The 23058-nt window shown below is 42.3% G+C and carries 22 protein-coding genes; 13 read left to right on the top strand and 9 right to left on the bottom strand.

Going from position 1 to position 23058, the window contains the following annotated elements; all coding sequences use genetic code 11:
• Positions 1 to 29: 29 nt before the first annotated feature.
• The 3 genes from B3Q63_RS06855 to B3Q63_RS06845 all read right to left on the bottom strand — a co-directional run bounded on the left by B3Q63_RS06855 (position 30) and on the right by B3Q63_RS06845 (position 4886).
• Positions 30 to 1304, bottom strand: a complete 1275-nt coding sequence (locus B3Q63_RS06855; RefSeq protein ID WP_201562608.1) for a cation:proton antiporter — start codon at positions 1302 to 1304, stop codon at positions 30 to 32.
• A 145-nt stretch (positions 1305 to 1449) separates the two neighbouring features.
• Complete coding sequence (locus tag B3Q63_RS06850; protein WP_296175185.1) at positions 1450 to 3057, bottom strand: DUF2254 domain-containing protein; 1608 nt, start codon at positions 3055 to 3057, stop codon at positions 1450 to 1452.
• Positions 3058 to 3320: 263 nt separating this feature from the next.
• Complete coding sequence (locus tag B3Q63_RS06845) at positions 3321 to 4886, bottom strand: YihY family inner membrane protein (RefSeq protein ID WP_296175182.1); 1566 nt, start codon at positions 4884 to 4886, stop codon at positions 3321 to 3323.
• A gap of 432 nt (positions 4887 to 5318) precedes the next feature.
• Here B3Q63_RS06845 and wrbA point away from each other — a divergent pair, with 432 nt between their 5' ends.
• Complete coding sequence (gene wrbA, locus B3Q63_RS06840; protein ID WP_201619967.1) at positions 5319 to 5936, top strand: NAD(P)H:quinone oxidoreductase; 618 nt, start codon at positions 5319 to 5321, stop codon at positions 5934 to 5936.
• Positions 5937 to 6005: 69 nt separating this feature from the next.
• A complete protein-coding gene (locus tag B3Q63_RS06835; RefSeq protein WP_296175178.1) occupies positions 6006 to 6503 on the top strand; it encodes a hypothetical protein in 498 nt (165 codons plus the stop codon).
• Between the two features lie 121 nt (positions 6504 to 6624).
• On the opposite strand, the gene B3Q63_RS06830 is transcribed toward B3Q63_RS06835, so the two are convergent.
• The gene (locus tag B3Q63_RS06830) at positions 6625 to 7395 is read right to left on the bottom strand and encodes a DUF3108 domain-containing protein (protein ID WP_296175176.1); all 771 of its coding nucleotides are present in this window, start codon (positions 7393 to 7395) and stop codon (positions 6625 to 6627) included.
• A 603-nt stretch (positions 7396 to 7998) separates the two neighbouring features.
• On the opposite strand from B3Q63_RS06830, the gene B3Q63_RS06825 reads away from it, so the two are divergent.
• Positions 7999 to 8289, top strand: a complete 291-nt coding sequence (locus tag B3Q63_RS06825) for a co-chaperone GroES (protein ID WP_010196840.1) — start codon at positions 7999 to 8001, stop codon at positions 8287 to 8289.
• 127 nt (positions 8290 to 8416) lie between these two features.
• Positions 8417 to 10066 carry a chaperonin GroEL gene (gene groL, locus B3Q63_RS06820; protein WP_296175172.1) on the top strand — a complete coding sequence of 550 codons (1650 nt, stop codon included), beginning with the start codon at positions 8417 to 8419 and terminating at the stop codon, positions 10064 to 10066.
• A gap of 123 nt (positions 10067 to 10189) precedes the next feature.
• Here the strand turns inward: groL and yaaA are convergent, their stop codons facing one another.
• Positions 10190 to 10990, bottom strand: a complete 801-nt coding sequence (yaaA, locus tag B3Q63_RS06815) for a peroxide stress protein YaaA (protein ID WP_296175170.1) — start codon at positions 10988 to 10990, stop codon at positions 10190 to 10192.
• Between the two features lie 501 nt (positions 10991 to 11491).
• Between yaaA and B3Q63_RS06810 the strand changes: the two genes are divergently transcribed.
• From B3Q63_RS06810 to B3Q63_RS06785, 6 genes are all read left to right on the top strand, one after another.
• Positions 11492 to 12649, top strand: a complete 1158-nt coding sequence (locus B3Q63_RS06810) for an NAD(P) transhydrogenase subunit alpha (RefSeq protein WP_296175168.1) — start codon at positions 11492 to 11494, stop codon at positions 12647 to 12649.
• A 116-nt stretch (positions 12650 to 12765) separates the two neighbouring features.
• A complete protein-coding gene (locus B3Q63_RS06805) occupies positions 12766 to 13113 on the top strand; it encodes a proton-translocating transhydrogenase family protein (protein ID WP_201625636.1) in 348 nt (115 codons plus the stop codon).
• Positions 13110 to 14507, top strand: a complete 1398-nt coding sequence (locus B3Q63_RS06800) for an NAD(P)(+) transhydrogenase (Re/Si-specific) subunit beta (protein ID WP_374220389.1) — start codon at positions 13110 to 13112, stop codon at positions 14505 to 14507. The genes B3Q63_RS06805 and B3Q63_RS06800 overlap by 4 nt, the downstream gene beginning before the upstream one ends.
• A 154-nt stretch (positions 14508 to 14661) precedes the next feature.
• Positions 14662 to 15192 (top strand): acyl-CoA thioesterase, encoded by a 531-nt coding sequence (locus tag B3Q63_RS06795; protein ID WP_296175166.1) that lies wholly within the window; start codon positions 14662 to 14664, stop codon positions 15190 to 15192.
• Positions 15193 to 15366: 174 nt separating this feature from the next.
• Complete coding sequence (iscX, locus tag B3Q63_RS06790) at positions 15367 to 15576, top strand: Fe-S cluster assembly protein IscX (RefSeq protein ID WP_011279849.1); 210 nt, start codon at positions 15367 to 15369, stop codon at positions 15574 to 15576.
• A gap of 77 nt (positions 15577 to 15653) precedes the next feature.
• Positions 15654 to 16154 (top strand): GyrI-like domain-containing protein, encoded by a 501-nt coding sequence (locus tag B3Q63_RS06785; RefSeq protein WP_296175161.1) that lies wholly within the window; start codon positions 15654 to 15656, stop codon positions 16152 to 16154.
• A gap of 91 nt (positions 16155 to 16245) precedes the next feature.
• On the opposite strand, the gene B3Q63_RS06780 is transcribed toward B3Q63_RS06785, so the two are convergent.
• From B3Q63_RS06780 to B3Q63_RS06765, 4 genes are all read right to left on the bottom strand, one after another.
• Positions 16246 to 16980 (bottom strand): hypothetical protein, encoded by a 735-nt coding sequence (locus B3Q63_RS06780; RefSeq protein WP_296175160.1) that lies wholly within the window; start codon positions 16978 to 16980, stop codon positions 16246 to 16248.
• Between the two features lie 33 nt (positions 16981 to 17013).
• A complete protein-coding gene (dapE, locus tag B3Q63_RS06775) occupies positions 17014 to 18213 on the bottom strand; it encodes a succinyl-diaminopimelate desuccinylase (RefSeq protein WP_296175158.1) in 1200 nt (399 codons plus the stop codon).
• 107 nt (positions 18214 to 18320) lie between these two features.
• Positions 18321 to 18785 carry a hypothetical protein gene (locus B3Q63_RS06770; RefSeq protein WP_296175156.1) on the bottom strand — a complete coding sequence of 155 codons (465 nt, stop codon included), beginning with the start codon at positions 18783 to 18785 and terminating at the stop codon, positions 18321 to 18323.
• Between the two features lie 57 nt (positions 18786 to 18842).
• Complete coding sequence (locus B3Q63_RS06765; protein WP_296175154.1) at positions 18843 to 19598, bottom strand: 2OG-Fe(II) oxygenase; 756 nt, start codon at positions 19596 to 19598, stop codon at positions 18843 to 18845.
• Between the two features lie 140 nt (positions 19599 to 19738).
• Here B3Q63_RS06765 and B3Q63_RS06760 point away from each other — a divergent pair, with 140 nt between their 5' ends.
• The 3 genes from B3Q63_RS06760 to B3Q63_RS06750 all read left to right on the top strand — a co-directional run bounded on the left by B3Q63_RS06760 (position 19739) and on the right by B3Q63_RS06750 (position 22414).
• On the top strand, positions 19739 to 20614 hold the full coding sequence (locus B3Q63_RS06760) for a 23S rRNA (adenine(2030)-N(6))-methyltransferase RlmJ (protein WP_296175151.1): 876 nt from the start codon (positions 19739 to 19741) through the stop codon (positions 20612 to 20614).
• A 10-nt stretch (positions 20615 to 20624) separates the two neighbouring features.
• Complete coding sequence (pssA, locus tag B3Q63_RS06755; protein ID WP_227671075.1) at positions 20625 to 21572, top strand: CDP-diacylglycerol--serine O-phosphatidyltransferase; 948 nt, start codon at positions 20625 to 20627, stop codon at positions 21570 to 21572.
• Between the two features lie 500 nt (positions 21573 to 22072).
• Positions 22073 to 22414: a hypothetical protein gene (locus B3Q63_RS06750; RefSeq protein ID WP_296175149.1), complete on the top strand. Its 342-nt coding sequence runs from the start codon at positions 22073 to 22075 to the stop codon at positions 22412 to 22414.
• Positions 22415 to 23058 lie beyond the last annotated feature (644 nt).

The raw sequence follows: 23058 nt of genomic DNA, 5'->3' as shown, positions 1-23058 counted from the left end.
AAAACGACTAGATTAATACTCTTTAAAGTCTATATTTCTGCTACTGGCTCATCAGTGCGAATACTTTTGGCGACTTTACCGACGCTCAAACCTTGCACCAAGATAGAGAATATCACCACCGCATAAGTCAGCGCCAATAAAATATCACGCTCGCTACCTGCCGGTAGCTGCAAGACCAGAGCAACTGAGATACCGCCACGTAATCCGCCCCATGTCAGTACTTTCCACGCGCCTGTCGGTAAATCAAGCTGACGGTGAAAGGTTTTGGTGGTCATACCTACCACGATAAAGCGCGCAAGTAGAGCAATAACAATGGTCAAACCAGCGGCGATAAATAAATTGCCCGAATAAGCTATCATCACCACCTCTAAACCAATTAACACAAATAAAATAGCATTGAGAATCTCATCAATTAATTCCCAAAATAGGTCGATATAATGGCGCGTTTTATCGCTCATCGCCAGTGCCCGTCCGCGATTACCAACCATTAATCCCATCATTACCATCGCAAGTGGACCTGATAAATGCCAATGGCTGGCGAGTGCATAACCGCCTATCACGCCTGCCAGCGTCAATAATACTTCCTCTTGATAACTATCGATGCTTTTTATTAAATAATATAATATGCCGCCGAGTATCAAACCAAAGACAATACCGCCACCGGCTTCAACGGCTAAGGTATGGGCGACATAATTGGCGGTTGGGATATCGCCGCTCGATAAAATACCGAGCAGCAGCACGAAAATAACCACGCCGATACCATCATTGAATAATGACTCACCAGCAATGACGGTTTCAATACTTTTTGGTGCGCCTGCCGATGCCAAAATACCCATGACGGCAATAGGATCGGTCGGTGATATCAAAGCACCAAATAGTAAGCACCACAAAAACGGCAGCCCAAAACCAAATAGCGGCAGCATAAAGTATAGGGCAGCGGCAATTAGTAGCGCCGATACGATCGTGCCAATACAAGCAAGGATACCAATGGGCAATTTATAACGTTTTAAATCGCCAATATTGACGTGTAGCGCTCCGGCAAAGAGCAACATAGACAGCATGCCGTCTAATAAGACTTCGGTAAAATCAAGCTGCTCTAATAAGCTCACTTCGTAATCAATCAGCTCATCAAAACCTAAAAAGCCCAAAAATATCGCACCGATAGATAATAAAATGGAGATAACCATTACGCCAATAGTCGTTGGCAGACCGATAAATCGATGGTTTACGTAAGTCAGTAAGGCGGTAATCGATAAAAAAATAGCGCTGATTTCTAGTATGGTCAAGCTGCTGGTAGGAGCCATAAAAAAGGTCTCAAATAATGATAAAAAATCGTCCTAAGATTAGAACTTATAAAGATTGACTGGGTTTTTATTTTAGTTATTTTCGCGCTTGCATGCTAGTTATGAATAGCAAACTTATTTTTAGTTATGCAACTTGCTTTAGGGATTACCTTGATTGCGCTTGTAGCGTTTGACGAATATGAGCATCAAACTTAGGGACATAAGCAAAGTATTGATGCTGGGCATCATCATCGAGAATAAATAGTTTGGCTTTTTGGCACATGGCGCTTAAGTCATCGACCAATTCTTGATAGCTGAGATTGTCTTGTCCCGCACGTTCAATCAATGTCAGCTCATGTAGTAGCGTTTGCTGCTGGGCGTTATTAACTTTAGCATAATTGAGATCCACCAATGCCTGACAAAGCGCCTTTAATACCATCAAGTCTGCGGTTGCGTAACGGCGTATCTCGCCAAGCGATGCATCGATAAAGTCGGATATTTTAGGAGTATGAGTCACGACGGCCAATATGGCGACGCGTGGTTTATTGTTTATGCTTTCAATATTGCTGTTGTCTGAGTTTGTTTTATCTGACGTTGATTGATTTGACGTTGAATTATCTGGGCTTGATGTATAAAAGTGATAGGGGCTGGGAGGCTGACGCCGCATCATAATGCTTAAACAAGCGGTCAAAGACTGCACACAGTTGACCGCTGTTTTTGGATCATTAATCCCTGGTGAGAGGGCGCGTACCGCGATTTCAGTCATTTGTCCTAAGCTATAAGCGATATCGTTGGGGTGGCTTAAGCGTTGCTCAATACGTATACAGCCAGCAAAGCGTTGCCAGAACAGCCCATCAGGCGCACGCGGGACGATAGCCAGATTTGGCGTATTGGTTTGATGGCGATTGTCTGAATGGTCGGCTGGACGCTGATAAAAATAGCCAATAATATTTCTATCAGTGACAAAATCACCAAGATTGGCGTTCATGTGCACCACGCCGCCATAATCTTGGGTCAAGGTGATTAGTGACTCTAGATAAATTTGCTGCAAATAGCCTGAGCACGGTGGATAAATCGGCGTGGCAGGCCAAGTATGAAATTGTTCAACGTCATGATGTTTAACGTCACGTTGATGCTCAATATCGCAGCGGTCTTTATACCAGTAGTGAATATTTTTAATCGCCTCATTACTTGCGCCTTGAATCACATGCGATGCCTGAATCGCATGTATCATATGCTGCACGAAATACACCAATAATAATGCGCAAATAATCGCCATGATAATGGCAAAGGTTACTGCCAATTGCGGCACCCCAAAACCAACATCATATTTATGAATGGCTTTTAACACCAATAAACTATAGCTAAAAGTGCCAATAAATGCGCCTAAGACAAACTGATTGGGGGTATCTGTCAAAAAATTACGCAGCAATCTGGGGCCAAATTGCGAAGACGCCATCGATAACACGGCAATCGTAATCGAAAAAGTAGTCCCCGCGACACCGAGTACGGCACCAGCAATGGTGGTCATAATAGCGCGGGCGGCATCATCATCACCTGTAAAGGCAAAGGTGATTTCTCTAACCGTTTCGCGGTCGAAATGTTCATCAATCGTGACCAATATAGGCGCCAGTAAAATACCTACCACCACACAAGCAGTTGGAATAAACCAATAAGAGCCAATAAGCTGCTGCCATATATTTCTTAGGCGATCAGGCAAATCGGTCAGCGTCTGTAGCGACCAGAGCTGGGTAAATTGCTTCAATCTATGCATGAGTGTAAGCCATGCAAATTTAAGCCAGCCATTCTCAGGGTGTTTATCCAATGTTATGTGCTCCACAAATGACCTAAAAACTAACCTAAGAAATAATCCCATCTTTATCAACAATTAAGGATTCTATTTGGCTGATAAAATCTCTTAAAAGTAAATTACCTTACCATATAAGCCATAAAGATTAAAAATTTAGTAAAAAATAAGCCCCTACATATAGGGGCTTATTTATGTATCATCATAGTTATAAATAAAGTTATATTGAGCTAATTTGCTGTAGGATTATCTGCCTCAGTAATGATATCTCCTCTATTGGTAGCGTGCTTGCTGTCAGCATTCACTTTGTCACTATCAATATCAATATCAACATCTTTAGGAAGGATAATTTCATTATTATGCTCGTCATACTCTATGTCGCTGTCTTTATCATAAGCGACCGGCTCAAAACGTGGCGTGACGTCATTACTACCTTTATCTTCCTGAGATAAGTGATTAGGAGTCGCAGCGCTAGATTTTCTAAAGAGTTTAGAGCGCTCTTTTTTAGCTAAATCGGCTTCGTTTTCCGCTGATTTTTTTCGCGGTTCACTATGAGCAAAAATAGCATTTAACGGCATATTTAATTGCTGCTTGGCATAGGCTTCTGTATTTTCAAAGCGATTGACCAACAAGCTTAGCCACGGTTTTTGGTCTTCTGGGCTCATCTCATCAAGCTCATCTTTGATAGGTAAGGGATAAGGTAGGGTGCGATAAAAGTCCCACAAAGTCATTTTGCTCAAATCTTTTTTCAGCACATAATCCTCTTCTTCCGTCATGGTAATCAAGTTGCTGTCTTGCAGATAATTAAGATAGGTATACCATTTTGGCAGCTCTTTACGCCCCAAGACATTGCGTAGCGCTTGTTCGCTCACCGCTTCACCTTTTAAATGATGGGTATAAACAAGGTTTAGCATATCGAGCAAACTTAAGAGCGGGTGGCGCGGATACACTTCTTCGGTTTCAAAAATAGTCAAGGTATAGCTAATCTCAACGCCCAATAAAATCAAATTCCACGACAGATATATCCATAATAAGAAAATTGGTAGTGCTGCAAACGCACCATAAATGACTTCATAGCTGGTAAAGTTTGCCATCACCGTACCAAAAAGATTCTTCATCAGCTCAAAGATAATCGCGACAAACACACCGGCAATGGCAGCATTTTTTGCAGGGACACGTGCTTTTGGAATAAACCAATACATACTGATAAAGCCGGCTACCGTGATGGTAAAGGAAACGACTTGCACCCAAAACGACCAATCGATACCATAACCAGCAATTTGTCTATTTAAAAAACTTAGGCTTTGTACCGCGCTTGAGGCAAGGAATGCTGTGCCTAATACTAACGGTCCTAACGTGACGATGGTCCAATAGCGCAGCATGCTTTTCATACCGCCAGAGCGGTTTTCTACCCGCCAGATTTGATTAAAAGCGCGCTCAATGGTCGTCAAGGTCATGATGGTGGTAAAGAATAAAACCATCGCGCCGATAATGGTCAGATTTGATGATTGCTCAGCAAAGGTATTGATATACTTACTGACCTGTAAGCTCGATTGCGGCAGCAAATTGCTATAAATGACCTCATAAATCTGCGCTCTGACGGAAGCCAAGGCTGGAATAGAGGATAAAATCATCAGGAGTACCGTTAGGATAGGTACAATGGATAATAAGGTCGTATAGGTCAGTGACGCGGCTTTTTGTTGGCAGTTGTCTTCAAAGAAATGCCGCGTCAAAAAACGCAGAAATTGAAACCAGCTTTGGTGTAAAAAGGGGATTTTTTTTAATAAGTTTTCCATGACGACCATTTAACGCGGATAAGAGTGCGAATAGTGTAGCAAAAATGGGCATTGAGAATCTGCCGCTTAATTGTGTCGAAATGCATTTAAGCGACTTTCATATCATTCTATAGTGGATTAAATATAAAAACGATGCAGTAGAACAGGGATGAGTTTTTTGCAGCCTCTGTCTGCGTAGGCACAGCAAGCTAGAAAAATTCATCCCTGTTCTGCGTCATAACCATAATCGATTCAATTAGTATGGATTATATATAACAGCACTTAAACTAGAGTGTTAAGTGCGCTTTGTTTGCATGTCAGTGAATGACTCGGGCATAATGTGCACATCTATTTATAATGGTTGTTGTCTGCCATAAGTTGCCCACTATATATGATGCAAATAACACATAGCGCAAATAACAACGTCAATGATTTTAGAAGGAAGTTTTGCTAATGAGTCAGACCGCCCCTTATGTTTTGGTACTTTATTATTCAAATTATGGTACGACTAAGACATTAGCATATGCCATCGCCCAAGGTATTGAAGACGCTGGCATGACGGCGCGTATTCGTACGGTGCCGACAGTCGCGCCTGAAACCACGGCAAGTAAGCCTGCTATTCCTGATGAAGGCGATCTTTATTGCACCATGGAGGATTTAAAAGATTGTAGCGGTCTGGCGCTTGGTAGTCCGACGCACTTTGGTAATATGGCAGCGCCCATGAAGTATTTTTGGGATAATACCGTGACGCTTTGGCTGGCTGGTAATCTACAAAATAAACCAGCAGCCGTCTTTACCGCCACCGGTTCGATGCATGGCGGGCAAGAAACGACCTTGCTGACCATGATGATGCCGCTATTGCACCATGGCATGATGATTGTGGGCGTCCCTTATGCTGAGCCTGCCCTAAATCGTACCCGTGGTGGTGGCTCACCTTATGGCGCAAGCCATGTCAGCGGCGCCTTACATGATCAGCCGGTATCGGCAGATGAGCGCGAACTGGCGATTGCCCAAGGGCGTCGTTTGGCGATTACGGCGTCTGCCTTAGCCCAAGCGAATTGGAATCGTTAATTGCTGTCTAGTTAATTGACCTCTAACTATTGCTGCTTGCTGCTATCAATTAGGAAATAAATATCTCTCATGGCTACTAACCGCTCCAATCAGGACAATAACACTCAAACACCAACTGAAAAATCAACTCAGGCTACTAATGCTGTGAAGGCGCAAAAACCGATAACGCCTATTCGTCAGCGTTTGATGGTGACGTGGTTGGTATGGCTGGTTTTTAGATTATTGGCGCTGCCGATTTTAATCAGTGTCTTTAATCCCAGTAATCCAGATATTATCGGCGGTATTGCTTGGCAAGCGCTATGGTTGGTGCCGGCGTTTATCTTGACGCCATCGGTATTACGTGGGCGTTCGCCGTATGCGCTATTGATAGGCAGTATGTTTACCTTGGTTTATCTTGGGGCGAGCGGTGTGGTGCTGTTTGCGCGCATCTATGGCAGTAGTTGGGCTGAGATAGTGGTATATCTACTTGATTTTGTGCTATTACTGGCAATCAATGTTTGGTTATTTATCCTACTAAAGCGCCTGCCATCAATGAATAATGTCGTTAAGCAACCACGTTCTCGCTAGATGAGTCTTGGCATCTTGTATTGTTGTAACCTATATTGATAGCAAGATTGATAGCAAAAAAGCGGCGCTCTAAAGTAGAGCGCCGCTTTTTTATGTTAGTCATTTATGCAGAAATAATGGCTTAATTAACCTTGGTTAATTCCAAATCCATCTTTTTACCGTCGTTAATCTGACTGACTTTAACCGGTAGATAATCTAAGCTTGGCGCCAACCAAAAACTGGTCGAGCGGCTGTTGTCATCATGGACACGGTCGACACGCACGGTGTCAAAGGTACCTGCTGGCACGGTAATCTTAGTATTACCTGATTTTTTAAAGGGCGTTTTTTCTACTTTGTCTTTTTTCGCCATGTAATAGTTGCCAGAGAATTTACCATTTAACAAGTCTTGGCGAATTTGCACCTCAAGGCTCAAATCATCAAAGGCTTGCTGCGCCATATTCATGGTCGTTGATTTGCCACGATAGTTACTCACTACCTTTTTACTGCTTGGATTAAAGTCCAGTTTATGGGTACGACCAACACCCAATAGCTTATAAGTAGTGCTTGCTTGGGTTGGAACGACATTATTACCGTTAATGCTAAAGGTACTGTTTTGCGCGGCACTTGCGACACCGGCTACCCGCGCATTGACGTTATATTTCCACGTATTGCCGGCTTTATTTAACGTACGCGTAGCCGTCCCTTTGTATTTGTCTTCAACGGTAAAGCTGTAATTGGCGCTTGATGGTTCAATGTTTTTGGCGCTGGCAAGGGTAGGTGCGGTCATACTTAAAGCTCCAATCGCAGCAATGCTCGCCCCAGTGCTTAAGGCGGTAAAAAATTTAGATGGGCTGCGTTTGGGGTTATTAGAATCGGTTGCTAGGGATTGTTTATTGTTTAATAAAAAACTCATGGATATTCCTTAATTTGGTTTCAGGCTGGGTTATCAGCTTTTATTTATAAATATTGTCTTTTGTTTGACTGTTAGCTTTTATTTATAGGTCTTGTTATGTGCTCAGTCTTATATATGGTCATACTCTGTTACATTTTCAAGGGCCGCGACAGAGTCAAGCGTTTGGCTAATGTAGTTAATGTTGCTGGTTTTGCTAAATAAAGTAGGCGCAGTAACTTGCTGTAATTCTAGTAAGACGGCGTAAATGTAATAGATAGCAATAACTAAAGTGCATTCAGGTCTCATCGCTTGCATTTACAGCCGCTATTCGATAGTAAATCCGATGTTTTAGAATAATGCTGAGACCTTTAATAGCATGCAATTCAATCAAATGATTTTTTTAAAACATCATTACTGACTGAATAAGCGACAATGTGCAAAATTCTTGTAAATTTTTGGCCTTTACACTTGAACCGAACTCACCTTGCCCCCACTTTTTGATACAAGCTCAAAGCTTATCTAAAGAATGCTGTTTTTAAGCAGTCATTCTGCTAGATCTTGGTATTGAGATCATTAATTCAAATAAACCCTTACTTTTAATAACCAACTTTTGGAGTCATATCGATGAACATTCGTCCTTTACATGACCGTATTGTCGTCCGCCGTATAGAAGAAGAAACAAAAACTGCGGGTGGTATCTTACTTCCTGGTTCTGCTCAAGAAAAACCTTCACAAGGTGAAGTGCTAGCAACCGGTAACGGTCAGATTCGTGACAACGGTGAAACTCGCGCGTTAGATGTAAAAGCTGGCGATAAAGTCTTGTTCGGTCAATATGCTGGTCAAACGGTAAAAGTTGACGGCGAAGAGCTATTGATTATGAAAGAATCTGATGTATTGGGTGTGCTAGAAGGCTAATTGTCCACGAGGCAATGTTAACTAATTATTTTTAGCTGACACCATTTATACCTCAAGAGCATTTATAAAAAATTTCTTTGAAACATTTAATTGCATTCTCATACTTATAATAGTGGAGTAATTTAACATGGCAAAAGACGTAAAATTCGGCATTGATGCCCGTAAACAAATGATGGACGGCGTAAACGTTCTAGCAAATGCGGTAAAAGTAACTTTAGGCCCTAAAGGTCGTAACGTGGTTATCGATAAATCATTTGGCGCACCTACCATCACTAAAGATGGTGTTTCGGTTGCCAAAGAAATCGAGCTTGAAAACAAATTTGAAAACATGGGCGCGCAATTGGTGCGTGAAGTGGCTAGCCGTACCAACGATGTTGCTGGTGATGGTACAACGACTGCGACCGTATTGGCTCAGTCAATCTTGCAAGAAGGCATGAAATCTGTTGCCGCTGGCATGAACCCAATGGATCTAAAACGCGGTATCGATAAAGCCGTTCGCGCTGCTGTTGAGCAAATCCATTTGCTATCAACGCCAGCTGATGATTCAAAAGCGATTGCCCAAGTTGGTTCTATCTCTGCGAACTCAGACACCAAAATCGGTGAGTTGATTGCACAAGCGATGGAAAGAGTCGGTAAGCAAGGCGTTATCACTGTTGAAGAAGGTTCAAGCTTTGAAGATACCTTGGAAGTTGTTGAAGGTATGCAGTTTGACCGTGGTTATATCAGCCCGTACTTTGCTAATAAGCAAGACAGCTTAACTGCAGAATTCGAAAACCCATATATCTTGCTTGTTGATAAAAAAATTAGCAATATCCGCGAAATCGTGCCATTACTTGAGCAAGTGATGCAGCAAAGCAAACCGTTGCTAATCATTGCTGAAGACGTAGAAAACGAAGCGTTGGCTACTTTAGTTGTAAACAACATGCGTGGCGGCTTAAAAACTTGTGCGGTTAAAGCACCAGGTTTTGGCGATCGTCGTAAAGCCATGCTAGAAGATATCGCAACGCTAACTGGCGGTACGGTTATCTCTGAAGAAATTGGTCTAAGCCTAGAGACTGCGACTCTTGAGCAGCTTGGTACCGCCAAGAAAGTCACTGTCGGTAAAGAAAACACCGTTATCGTTGATGGCGCTGGTAACAAAGCGGACATCGAAAACCGTGTTGAATCTATCAAACGTCAAGCTGAAGAATCAACGTCTGACTATGATAAAGAGAAGCTTCAAGAGCGTATGGCAAAACTTGCTGGCGGCGTTGCCGTTATCAAAGTTGGCGCTGCGACTGAAACTGAAATGAAAGAGAAGAAAGACCGTGTTGATGATGCACTACATGCGACTCGTGCAGCGGTTGAAGAAGGCGTTGTCCCTGGTGGCGGTGTTGCCCTAGTTCGTGCGATGAACGCATTGTCTGAGCTACGTGGCGATAACGATGACCAAAACGCTGGTATCAATATCTTACGTCGCGCAATGGAAGCCCCATTACGTCAAATCGTCACCAACTCTGGCGAAGAAGCCTCAGTTGTGGTTAACGAAGTGAAGAGCGGTAGCGGTAACTACGGTTACAACGCAGCTTCTGGCGAATACGGCGACATGCTAGAGATGGGTATCCTTGATCCAGCGAAAGTTGCTCGTTCAGCACTAGAAAACGCCGCTTCTGTAGCAGGCCTCATGCTTACTACTGAAGTCATGATTACTGATTTACCGCAAGGTGATGATGGTATGGGTGGCATGGGCGGTGCTGGTGGAATGGGCGGTATGGGTGGAATGGGCGGCATGATGTAGTCAGCCTCTTAACCTGTAATGCTTAATACTATAATTTTTACTTTATAGTAATTGGTAAAATAAAACCCCGATAGGCTGAGCTTATCGGGGTTCTTTTATGCAAATTAAATATCATTTTAAAAACTACTGACTTGCCTCATCTCTTCTAAACGTCCACGTTTTATCATCAGACAACTCATCGACATAATAATACCCCGCCAAATCAAACTGCTTTAATTGTTCCGCATTGGTCAGTTTATTATCAGCAGCATATTTCACCATCAGTCCACGGGCTTTTTTGGCATAAAAGCTAATCACTTTATATTGGCCATTTTTCTCATCTTCAAATCGTGGTGTGATAATTTCAGCATTTAGCGCTTTCTTTTTTATTACCTTAAAATATTCATTAGAAGCGAGGTTAATTAAAACCTTGTCATCACTATCCGCCATGCGTGCATTGATAGCGTCAGTCACTGCCTCGCCCCAAAATTCATAGAGATTATCACCGCGCTCATTTTTTAGCTTGGTGCCCATCTCTAGGCGATATGGTTGGATTAAATCAAGTGGTTTTAGCACGCCATAAAGCCCTGACAAAATACCCAAATGTTCATTGACATAAATAGCGGTGTCCTTGTCCATCTGATACATATCAAGACCGCTATAAACATCACCATCGAATAAATAGCCCGCCGGTTTGGCGTTGTTATCCGTAAAGGGTTCATTCTCGCTCCAAGCCCAGTCTTGATTGCGCTTAGCATTAAGCTGCGCCAAATCGTCAGAGATGCTCATCAGCTCTTGCAAATCAATCGGCTCTTTTGCTTTTAGATTTTTCATTAGCACTTGCGAGTGCTCAATCAGCTCGGGCTGGCTATAGTAGTTGCCAAGATTGACTGGCACAGCATCTTTCTCATTAAGAGATTTGGCAGGGGAAAGTAAAAAATACATGGTTAGTCCTTATTTATAATGAGTTAAAGGGCGTTCTAATTAAGTGTCAAGTTTTCTTATTATACGTTAGGCAGTATTTTATCTTGACTTAGTCGTAGCTGTTTTGTATTTTTAAGCGTCATCGTAGACATATGTCAAATATTAAAACCATTTATGCGCTGGCTCAGAGCTAATAGCTTACAGGCTTTGCGCGCTTTTGGAAAAAATAAAAGTTTTTAATATAACAATAAAAGTTATGATGATGGTGTAAATGCCTAACTTTTTATTTTACTTGTGGGTCATCATTAGGCAATGAAAGTTAGCAGATGATATCTCTATAATAAAAAGGCATGATGGCAAAGGCGTCATCATTTATTAAATTGATAATCTTTGGTCTTAAGTGTTAAACCAACCATGACCAAAGATTTTTTTGTCCCCTGTGCTTTTTAAATGTGCGTTGAGGGTGTTAAAAGGTAGTCATTAGACGTGAGTATAGTCATTAGACGTAAGTAAGGAGACGGTATGAGAATCGGTGTTATTAGTGCAGATAGCGCAAGTGAAAGTCGGGTAGCGCTAACCCCAGACGCGGTAAAAAAATTACGTAAACTAGGGTTTGAAGTCGTCATTCAGTCAGGTGCAGGTCAAGCAGCATATTATGCTGATGAGCTGTATCAAGCGGCGGGTGCTGACATTGCCAACAGTAGTACCGAGGTCGTTAACCAGTCTCAAATTATTACCACGGTCAACGACTTGCCAGCGGCAGTAACTGAGCATTTAACGGCCGGTCAAGTGGTTATCGGGATGCTGGACCCATATCGCAATAGCCAGCTAGATACTTATGCGGCAAAAGGCGCCACCGCTTTTGCAATGGAGTTATTGCCACGTACCTTGTCACGTGCCCAGAATATGGACGTCTTGTCTTCGCAAGCCAACCTTGCCGGTTATAAAGCAGTATTGCTAGCCGCCAACGAATATTCGCGTCCGTTCCCAATGTTTATGACCTCAGCTGGTACGGTTAAGCCTGCCAAAGTCGTCATCTTAGGTGTCGGCGTTGCAGGCTTGCAAGCGATTGCAACGGCTAAGCGTTTAGGCGCTGTCGTTGAAGCAAGTGATTTACGTCCGACCGCTCGCGAGCAAGTAGAATCCTTAGGTGGTAAGTGGCTTGATGTGCCGATGAGTGCAGAAGAAGCTGAGACAGCTAAGTCTACAGGTGGTTATGCGTGGACGCCATCAGAGCAATATATCAAAGACCAAGCGGCAGTGGTTGACAAGGCCTTAAGCAATGCTGATATCGTTATCACTACAGCGCAAATTCCTGGTCGTAACGCACCGCGTTTGGTACACGGGGCGACGCTTGCCAAAATGAAAGCAGGCTCAGTGCTCATCGATATGGCAGCTGGTACGGGCGGAAACGTAGAAGGCAGTGTGCCAGATGAAACCATTACCACGGCAAATGGCGTGCGTATCGTTGGTGCGGCTAATATTCCATCGCAACTGGCAGCGCAGTCTTCAGACTTATATGCCAATAACCTTGTCAATTTTATCACTACTTTAATTGCTCCTGCAGCTACAGACGACACTTCAGTAAATACACTGGCACTAAATTTAGATATGAATGATGAGATTCAAGGGGCGTTAGCAGTGACGCATGACAACCAAGTACGCCTTGCTAAACGCTAAGCCTTGAACATCAAGTTTCGACTACCTCATTACCCTACATTTGCCAGACACGAAAAAATTTTTAGGAGGATTAGATGATTGCCACTATTTTAGCTGCAGCGCCAGCCGGTGCGGCCATGAGTAGCACACCGTTTGTAGCGATTTTTACCGTATTTGTGCTCGCTATTTTTGTTGGCTACTACGTCGTTTGGGGCGTTACCCCTGCATTACATACACCATTGATGGCGGTCACCAACGCTTTATCAAGTATTGTCATCGTCGGTGCGATGCTACAGACCGTTACTATCGATGGTTCGATGTTTACGCCGACCAGTTTGCTAGGTGCCTTTGCGGTATTTTTAGCCAGTATCAATATTTTCGGTGGTTTTGCTGTGACGGAACGTATGCTTGCAATGTTTAAACCTAAAGTAAAAAAAGCAGCCGCTCTTGAAACTGGGACGACTGAAAGTGGAGGCGATGCATGAGCGATTTAACAAATATGATTGCAGCAAATGCAGATTGGTTCTACTTAATCGGTGCCATTCTTTTTGTCTTAACCTTACGTGGTTTATCTAGTCCAAAAACCGCTATTCGCGGTAACCGTTTTGGTATGGTGGCGATGGCGATTGCGGTAGCAACGACATTCTTCTTAGCGGAAGGCCCTGTGCTGTGGTTAATCATCGGTGCGATGGTATTAGGTGCACTCGTCGGTATGTGGAAAGCAAAAACCGTCGCTATGACTCAAATGCCAGAAACCGTGGCTTTGATGCATTCATTTGTTGGTTTGGCAGCGGTGGCGATTGCATTAGCAACGGTACTGCATACTGAACAACAGCATGGCGCAGTTGCCCGTGTTGAATTGTTTATCGGTTGCTTTATCGGTGCGATTACTTTTTCAGCGTCAGTCTTTGCCTTTGGTAAATTGGCCGCGAAGAGTTGGGCGAAGACCTTGGTTGGTAGCTGGGTCAAACCGGTACAGGCGCTGTTATTTATTGCCATGATTGGCTTTGGTATCGTCTACTTTATGACCGATTCGTTGCCAGCATTTTATGCGATGGCAGTGATTGCAGTTATCTTTGGTTGGATGTGGATTGCCCCAATCGGTGGCGGCGATATGCCAGTGGTTGTGTCGTTATTGAATTCATTCTCAGGTTGGGCGGCAGCAGGTATTGGTTTTACCCTTGGCAACTCGATGCTTATTATCGCAGGTTCGCTCGTCGGTTCATCAGGTGCGATTTTATCTTATATCATGTGTAAAGCCATGAACCGCTCATTGTTGAACGTCTTATTTGGCGGTATGGGTACGACAGCTGCCGCTGCAGGCGGCGATGATGGCGCACCAAAGAACTATAAAGCAGGTTCAGCAGAAGATGCAGGCTTTCTTATGGCCAATGCCAGTAGTGTGGTCATTGTACCGGGTTACGGTATGGCGCAAGGCCGTGCCCAAAACGCGGTCAAAGAATTGTATGAGCTATTAAAAGACGAAGGCGTGAATGTACGTTTTGCCATTCATCCAGTCGCTGGTCGTATGCCAGGACATATGAACGTACTCTTGGCGGAAGCCGATGTACCGTATGATGATATTCTTGAGATGGATGAGATTAACTCTGACTTCGCCAGTACCGATGTGGTCTTGGTCATCGGTGCCAATGACGTCGTCAATCCTTCAGCAAAAGACGATCCATCTTCGCCAATCTTTGGTATGCCTATTCTAGATGTTACCAAAGCGCAAACGGTAATGGTCATCAAGCGTTCAATGAATACCGGTTATGCAGGGCTTGATAACAGCTTGTTCTATATGGACAAAACCATGATGATTTTTGGCGATGCCAAGAAAATGGTTGAAGAGATGGTGCGTAGTATTAATGGTGCGCACTAATCTTTAAAGTCGGTTTTTAGATATAAATTACTAAATCTAAGCTTTGCCATAAAAAAGTCACTGAGGTGGCTTTTTTTGCGTTAAGGTAGCCAGTATTTATATTCAACTATATGCAATCATGATTAATAAATAATAACAGTGAAGAGATTTCCTTATGAACATGTTGATACGTTTTTTTATTATGGTCAGCTTATTAAAGCAGCAACTTAAACAGCAAGCGGTTAGCGAAACTTTAAGTGTCGAAACTTTGTCCGCACCAATTGTGCGCCACTATCGAGTATTGCCACATGACATGGGCTTTCGTGATCATCTGCCCAATTATCGCTACTTATCTTTTATAGAATTAAACATTACTAAATGGCTGATGGCGTGCTGTCATCAAAAGGATATTAAAAATCTCGGCTGGATTATCGCCATGCAAGAAATGGTCTATCTCAAAGAAATTAAGTTTCTGAGTAAAATGACGGTAAATAGTACGCTTGTCGGGTGGGATAAAAAATACGTTTATTTTGAAACGCGCTTCTTTGTCAAAAACCAATTGATGGGCGTTGGTATGACTAAGTTTGTATTGACCAATAAAAAAGGTAAGTGTGCGCCAGAGGTATTGGATATGACAGGTGAGCAGACAAATGAGGTCATTGATTCTTGGAATCAGCATCAAGTAGCGATTAAATCTGCTAAATAGAGAAAATAAGCTAAATCAACAAAGGCTCTATAACGAACTTGTCTATAATCAGCGGGCGAATTTTGCTACGATAGGGCTTATTAAATGGTCAAGAAAATCGTCAAGCAAATAACCAGCTTAAATGACCATCAATTCGATGACATTTATAAAATAATGATAAGTTAAGGAGCTACTATGACCCCGCAGAAATTAAAATGGACAGACAGCTTAGATATCGCTATTGAGCTTTACGAGAAATTCCCCGAGACCGATCCGCAATACATTCGCTTTACTGACTTGCATCGCTGGGTGACTGAGCTTGAAGGCTTTGATGATGACCCGCAGCGCTCAAACGAAGGTATCTTAGAAGCCATTCAAATGAACTGGATTGATGAAGCAGATTAGAGTAATCCTTCAACGTTAATCGTATCAAATATTTTTTTAAACACAAAACAGCATCAATATATAGGATAGGCCGCATTATGACATCAGAAATCAAAGAGCTACCCGAAGCGATAGCGTGCAAAGGCATCAGCGTTCGCACCACCAATAATGCTGAAATTAGCCAGGAAACAGCCAAGTTAGGTCGCTTATGGCAAAAGTTTTATCAAAATCATGCGGGCAATCTTCCTGAAGGCGAAGACATTTACGGTATCTATCATAACTATGAGAGCGATGACTTGGTCGGTGCTTTTGATGTTGTGGCCGGTTGGAAAGTAGATAGCGAGCAAGAACGGTCAGATAATAGCGCTAGTGCTAAGAATGGCACTCTAGTCAGCGTAGATATTCCTGCAGGGAAATATTTGGTCTTTTCTGAAGAAGGTAGAATGCCCAATACTGTGATGAACGCTTGGGAAAAAGCGTGGACGTATTTTAATGACCGAAGCTGTGAGCATGTACGAACGTACAATGTTGATTTTGAGCATTATATCGGTGGCAACTTAGAGTATGGGCAAGTAGATCTCTATATTGGTATTGAGTAGAAGTTTTAGAATATAGCTATGATATTTGAAGGTGTTGTAGGGTGGGTTCGCTCAAGCGTAACCCACCAATCTGATAATTTTAAAAATAAATTTAGAAGATCAACCTGCCCGTTTGCCTAACTTCTACATTCACACCTGTTAACTGTTTTAGCTCATTTTCTACTTGTTTATGGCGTATAGGCGTTAAAGATTTTTGAAAATAAGTATCGATAACAATTTTAAACCCCATAGGCGTAAAGCCTATCCCTTGCATCTCGCCGCCGTACTTTTTGATGATTTTATCAATTTTTTCCATATCTTCTTGGCTATTATAAACATCTAGCATCTGAGCGCGACTTCTATCCGCTATTGGTAATATTTCAATAGCCATGCTAAAGCCGCGTAGCTCGCCTTTCTTAATGACATATTCGTAACTGTCAGCGACTACATTCGGTCGCGTGACGATAAAATATTTCGGCACACCATCCGCATTACCATAAATGTCAACATAACTATCACCAAGTTGTGCTTTTACTTGATCCACGAACTGTTGCACCTCTGCTGAACCATATACCATTTCATGACGATAAATATCGGCGACAGGTCTATTAACGGCATTTGCTAAACTAACAATATGGTCTGGGTAGTCAACATCTCGTGGTGTATTGTCGATAGAAACATCAGATTTAGTATCAATTTTTGTCCAATCAATATGAATTTTTTTTTGCCCAACTACCGTACCTGTAGGTTCAGATTTTACTGGTTCGTATGATGTGGCGTTACAGCCATTTAATAGCGCAATCAGGACAACAGTAAAGGCGAGCGTCATAGGGTTAAATTGAATCATTGCAGCATATCCTCAAATATTTGATAAAAATTTTCAATCCAACAACAAATTCTCTAAAATCCCTTCATAAATCTGCGCCAATTTCCCCAAGTCATCTACTTCCACCTTTTCATCGACCTGATGAATCGTGGCATTACGCACGCCAAGCTCAACCACTTGCGCACCTGTTGGCGCGATAAAGCGTCCGTCTGATGTACCGCCTGATGTAGATAACGTGGTATCAACATCGGTCACAGATTTAATCGCCTTTTGACAGGCTGATACGAGTTTGCCTTCAGGAGTTAAGAAGGGCTGACCGGATAATTTCCAATGAATATCATAACTGGCTTTGCTGTTCTCAAAATATTTATCAAAAATAGCATGGGTTTTTGCTTTTAGCTCATCTTCGCTTGTTTCTGTAGAAAAGCGGAAATTAAAGACAACCTTTAGCGTTTCAGGGATGACGTTGGTCGCGCCCGTACCGCCATTGATATTAGAGATTTGCAGGGAAGTTGCAGGGAAGTAGTCATTGCCGTTATCCCAAGTGGCTGCTGTCAGATCCGCTAAAGCTGCCATCGTTGCATGTATCGGATTGCAAGCTAAATGCGGGTAGGCAACATGACCTTGTTTGCCAGTGACGGTAAGCTCTGCGCCCAATGAGCCGCGGCGACCATTTTTAATGATATCGCCAAGCGTGTCAGTACTTGATGGTTCACCAACGAGGCAATAGGTAATTTTCTCATTGCGTGCTTCTAAGGTTTCCATGACTTTGACCGTGCCATTGATGGACGGACCTTCTTCATCTGAGGTGATTAAAAAAGCAATCGAGCCATTATGTTCAGGATAATTGGCAACAAAACGCTCAGCGGCAATAGTAAAAGCAGCAATACCGGTTTTCATGTCAGCTGCACCGCGCGCCCATAAATAACCATCGGCAATGGTTGGCGTAAATGGCGGATAGGTCCAATTATTTTCATCACCTGTAGGCACGACGTCGGTATGACCAGCAAAACAAATAACGGGATCAGTAGTGCCACGGCGCGCCCAAAGGTTTTTGACTTCCGCTTGTTCACCTTTTGCCTGTCTATCACCGTAATACATAAACTCACAGTCAAACCCTGCTTGTTGCAAGCGCTCAGACAATATGTCTTGGCAGTCATCATCATCTGGTGTGACCGAAGGCCGCTCAAGTAGGGCGATACTTAATTCTAAGGTTTGTTGCTGATGGGTTTTACTCTTATTTTCTAAACTCATGACAGTCCTAGATAAGTTGATTTACTATTTCTTGTGATAACATCTGGCTTATTTTTATAATATCTATCTAATGCTGATGCTTATCAACTCTGATGCTCAAAATAACTTTAGTTTTTATCCAAGTAAATTTTCTCATAATCGCCGTAATATATTGCGAGATACTCTGTAATACAGTTTTTGGCTGGGGTATTATTATAGTTTTTAACTTTGTCACTGTTGTAAGCACGCACATAGCCAGCTGCAGAAATGACATCACCCATTTTATAACTTGTTCCTAATAGTTTTAAAGTCTTATTCTGACTATCAAAAGTTGCATGTCCTTCGGGAAATACAGGTGTCATCCATCTGCTTCCATCAAATGCAAGTAGACACCCATCCTTATATTTGAATTCAGTAGTAATAGCGGTCGGATTAATTATTAGAGGTTCTTCAGGAGTGGATTTTGGCAAATAATAGGTAAAAAATAACTCATTGTTTTGTTGAGTAGGCGCTTGATGATTAAGCGTCTCGCAGCTCACAATTAGAGGGAACATAACAAGTAAGAGTAAGCTTCTAAATAAGGTTTTATGCATTGTCATTATCCTTAATTAACAAGGCTTATTTAAAGTAAAAGTAATAGCTGATGAATGTTAAATATTGTCTTCAACAAAAGGCACCAGACCATCAAGGCGCATCCAAGTCGCGATAGAATAACGCTGACGATGAGCAATTTGCACCTGATGTTGTAGGTCACTATCAAATATGACTAGTCGATTGGCGACAGGCATGACATTATGATGAATGCCATGTTTATCGACTATTTCTAAAGCGCCGCCGTCATTATTGCTCCAATCATCATTAAGATAAAACACCGCCGAGATAACACGCTCATCACGCCCAGCTGGATTGTCGCTATGCCATTGATAGCCAAAACCCACCGGATAACAAGCGTAATGTGCTTCACTATGGCGAATGCCGGCAAACAAGCTTTGATTGAATAAAGCAGCAAGCGCATTGATACTTTGCAGATAATAATATCCGGCAAAGAAGTTTTCTGTAATCCAGCGGATGCGGTCACCGCGAATATCGCTGACCCGAATGCCAGCCGTCAACTCTGCGTCACGATACTCAATAAAACCGCTCTCGGATTGCAAGGCTAATAGTGCTTTATTCTCAAACACTTCATCAATAATCATCCAACCATCATCTACAAACTTATCTAGCTGTTCATCGGTAATCTTATTTTGCCAATCGACATCAAAGTCTGATAACGCTAATACGTGCTGAGTTGGCGGCTTTTGGTTATCGTCGCCATTATGCGGAAACAGTAATGGTGGATTATCCTGTCCAATCGGATTATGGACGACTAACTTTGTCACCTCAAGATTGCTAATAATCTGCGTCATTTTGTCTCGCCGTTATCAATAAACATGCCATTCGCTGTCAATACACAGCCAATCCATGCCTTTTTACCAAAACCATCGTTATCTTTTACCCTGTCTATGCTACCATAGATGCAATTTTTCTTATTTAAACTTTTGATCTTATGAATTATAAACACGCCTATCACGCTGGTAACTTTGCCGATGTCGTTAAACACATTTTATTGGTACAACTACTGAATCAATTGGGGCAAAAAAACAAACCTTTTTATGTACTAGATGCTTATGGCGGTCGTGGACTGTATTCGCTCGGCAGTGAAGAGGCGCGCAAAACAGGTGAAGCCAAAGGTGGTATCCAAGCCTTAGTAAAAGCTGATGTCGAAAAAGCACCGACGGCAGTCAAAGATTATATGGAAGGCATTAAGCAAGCCCGTTTCACTTATGACAAAAAAGTCTATCCCGGCTCGCCGTGGTGGATTGCCCATCATGTTGAAAAAAATCCTGATGCTGGCGTACGCGGTGAAGCGTTTGAAGCCAAAGCTAGCGAATATGATGCCTTAAATTATCAGCTGCATAAATTGCCGATTGGTATTCATCATCGCAATGCCTTTGAAGGTATCGCTGCGGTTATTCCACCAAAAGAAAAGCGCGGTCTGATTTTCCTTGATCCTCCTTACGAGCAAGAGCATAAAGACTTTACCCGCCTGATTAATCTGTTGGTCGCCTCTTATGAGAAATGGCCACAAGGCACTTATGCGTTATGGTATCCGATTAAAAATATCGAAGCGGTTGAGCTGTTCTATAAAAAGCTTAAGCGTACTGAGATGAGACGTCAATTGGTCTGCGAGCTCAATATTTATCCTAATGATATTGCTGTAGGTCTGAACGGTACAGGTCTACTTATTATCAATCCGCCTTGGCAGTTTGACAACCATGCGCGTGAGATATTGCGTTTCTTACAGCCGGTGTTAAAAGTTGAAGATGCGCCAGACTTGTCTGCAGACAGTGCCACCAATGTGCGCTGGCTGGTTGGCGAATAAGGATATCGTTATGACGACTGATCAATCATCAAGTAGCATTGCAAAGGATGGCCTTGCCAAGAGCAGTCTAGTAACTGATAAAGTTATGAATGACGGTTTGGTAAAAGAGCCACTATTACAAGATAGCGCCGCCACTCAGCCGCCTTTTGTTGATGAGCATGAGTTCAATATTCGTCTCGCGGATAATGACAATTATGATGGCTTAACCTTTGAGGTGATTGAAGCAGAAGTTGCAGAAGGCAAGCGCGTGGTCAGTCGCGGTGTGTATTTAGCGCCCAATCTCATCACAACCTTATCGTTACTATCGGGTTTTTATTCTATTTTAGCCAGTACCCAAGGCGAGTTTTATAAAGCATCACTGGCGATTTTCTTATCCGCCATTCTTGATGGCGCTGACGGGCGGGTCGCGCGTATGCTTAATGCGCAAAGCCCTTTTGGCGAGCAGTATGATTCACTTGCCGATATGCTGGCCTTTGGCGTTGCACCTGCCATTTTGATTTATAGCTTTGCTTTAGAACCTTTAGGTCGTGTCGGGTTAGGATGTGCGTTTGTCTTTACTGCCTGTGCCGCTTTCCGCCTCGCGCGTTTTAACGTTCAAGTTGGCATTGTCGATAAAAAATACTTTGTCGGTTTGGCAAGTCCGCTGGCCGCTATCTTGGTTACGGCAGCGGTGATGGTTGCGGTCGATCATAACGAATGGATCGGACAATACGATACTGCCGTCATGTTCTTATTTGCCGCGTGGGTCGTTATCTGTGGCTTATTGATGGTCAGTAACGTCAAATACTATAGCTTTAAAGAGTTCGACAAGAAGAAAGTACCTTTTGTGGTGCTTATCATTGGCGTATTGGTCATGAGTATCATCTTATATGATATCCCTGTGGGCATCTTAGCCATTGGTATCATCTATGCGTTATCAGGTATTTTTACCACGCTAAAAAGCAAAGCCACCAGTTAACGCTATGATTGCTTTATGGTAGATGTTAGCTTAAGACATGCACATACGAACCGCTTATTTTTTAATAGGCGGTTTTTATTTGCGTGCTAGGGTGGTGAGTTGCATACCAATATACGGCTCTGATAGAGATAATCATAACAACTGAGATGGTTATAATAAAAAGACACAAATAACACCTGGTTGGAGTTATTATTAAATAATTTTAATATGTTATTGTATGGTATAGCTATATAAACATTATATGACTAGCCTTTTTATAACGCTATTTGATAATAAACGTCGAGGTTATTATGCTGCACTTAAATAGTTTTAATCATCTATTACCGGTCTCAAATACCTCAACACACTTGATAAGAGGTTTGATAGCGAGTGCTTTATTTTCATTTTCACTGGTTTCAGCATCTTCATATGCCAATACTAGCAACTCAATAAGTCCCATATCTCGGGCTGAAGCTGCAAATCCAGCCAACTTTAAGCATTTAAGCGTTAATGGCCGCGCAGTGACTTATGCATCAGCACCGTGTCCTATTCAAACAGGGCTGATTTCTTGTGGTTTTGAAAAGCTCAAACTCATCAATAGCAGTATTAATGAGGTGTCCGCGGATTATGATTTGGCGCAAACTTTCTTCTATCCATCAAAAGCCCAGCCCAAGACAGCCGTTGTTGTCATTACCCGTTCAGGTCTCATGGATGATAGTGTTAGCGCAGAACGTTATCGTATTAGCTTTACCTTAAAAGGTACGCCATCTGAATTAAGTTGGCATTGGGTTCAGTATGGTGTGCAATATCAATGTGTTCGCGGTAACAAAGCACGGAAATGGACGAAGAATCTTTGCCCTTAACAGCGTCTTAAATAGCGTCTTGGATTGATACATAGATTTAGCATTATCAAAAAATCAGAAATAAACCTTCAAACCCCCTTGACCCCCATCTGAAACCGCGTATAATGCCACCCAGTCGGAAGGGAAGGCGGATTGGCGTGGATTACCACTGATTAACCATAGCTAGTTTTAACCAAGCTACTACTTAATCATCCAGTCCAGAAAATTCATTTTAGATTAATTTAGTTTAAAATAAAATAATTTACTTCTTGACTTAACAAATTAAACGTCTATAATACGCACCTCATTAAGACGAACTGGAACGACTTATATGTGAATTACATATAACAAACCCAGATAACTTATTGAAACAAATTATAAAAAAGCTTGACAAACCAAATTATTATGATATGATAGTCGGCTCGCTAGATAGGATAAGTTATTAACTTAGACTGAATAGCAAAGAGAAATACCCTATATAATCATCTACTGGACGACAGTAGCGTGACACTATTTAAAAGCATAACTAAAGAACAACTTGTGTGGATTTTTGCTGATTCAGAATGCTAAAAAATAAAGTTGACTATCCTTTCTTTTCGGAAAGATTATTAACTATAAAAATTATCATTTAAGACAGCAGAAAAACTCAAAGTTAATTCATTACG

Source organism: Psychrobacter sp. UBA2769 (genome assembly GCF_002352555.1).
GTDB classification, from domain to species: Bacteria; Pseudomonadota; Gammaproteobacteria; order Pseudomonadales; family Moraxellaceae; genus Psychrobacter; species Psychrobacter maritimus.
Note: the sequence above shows the minus strand (reverse complement) of the source record. Positions and strands in the feature narration are given on the sequence as shown.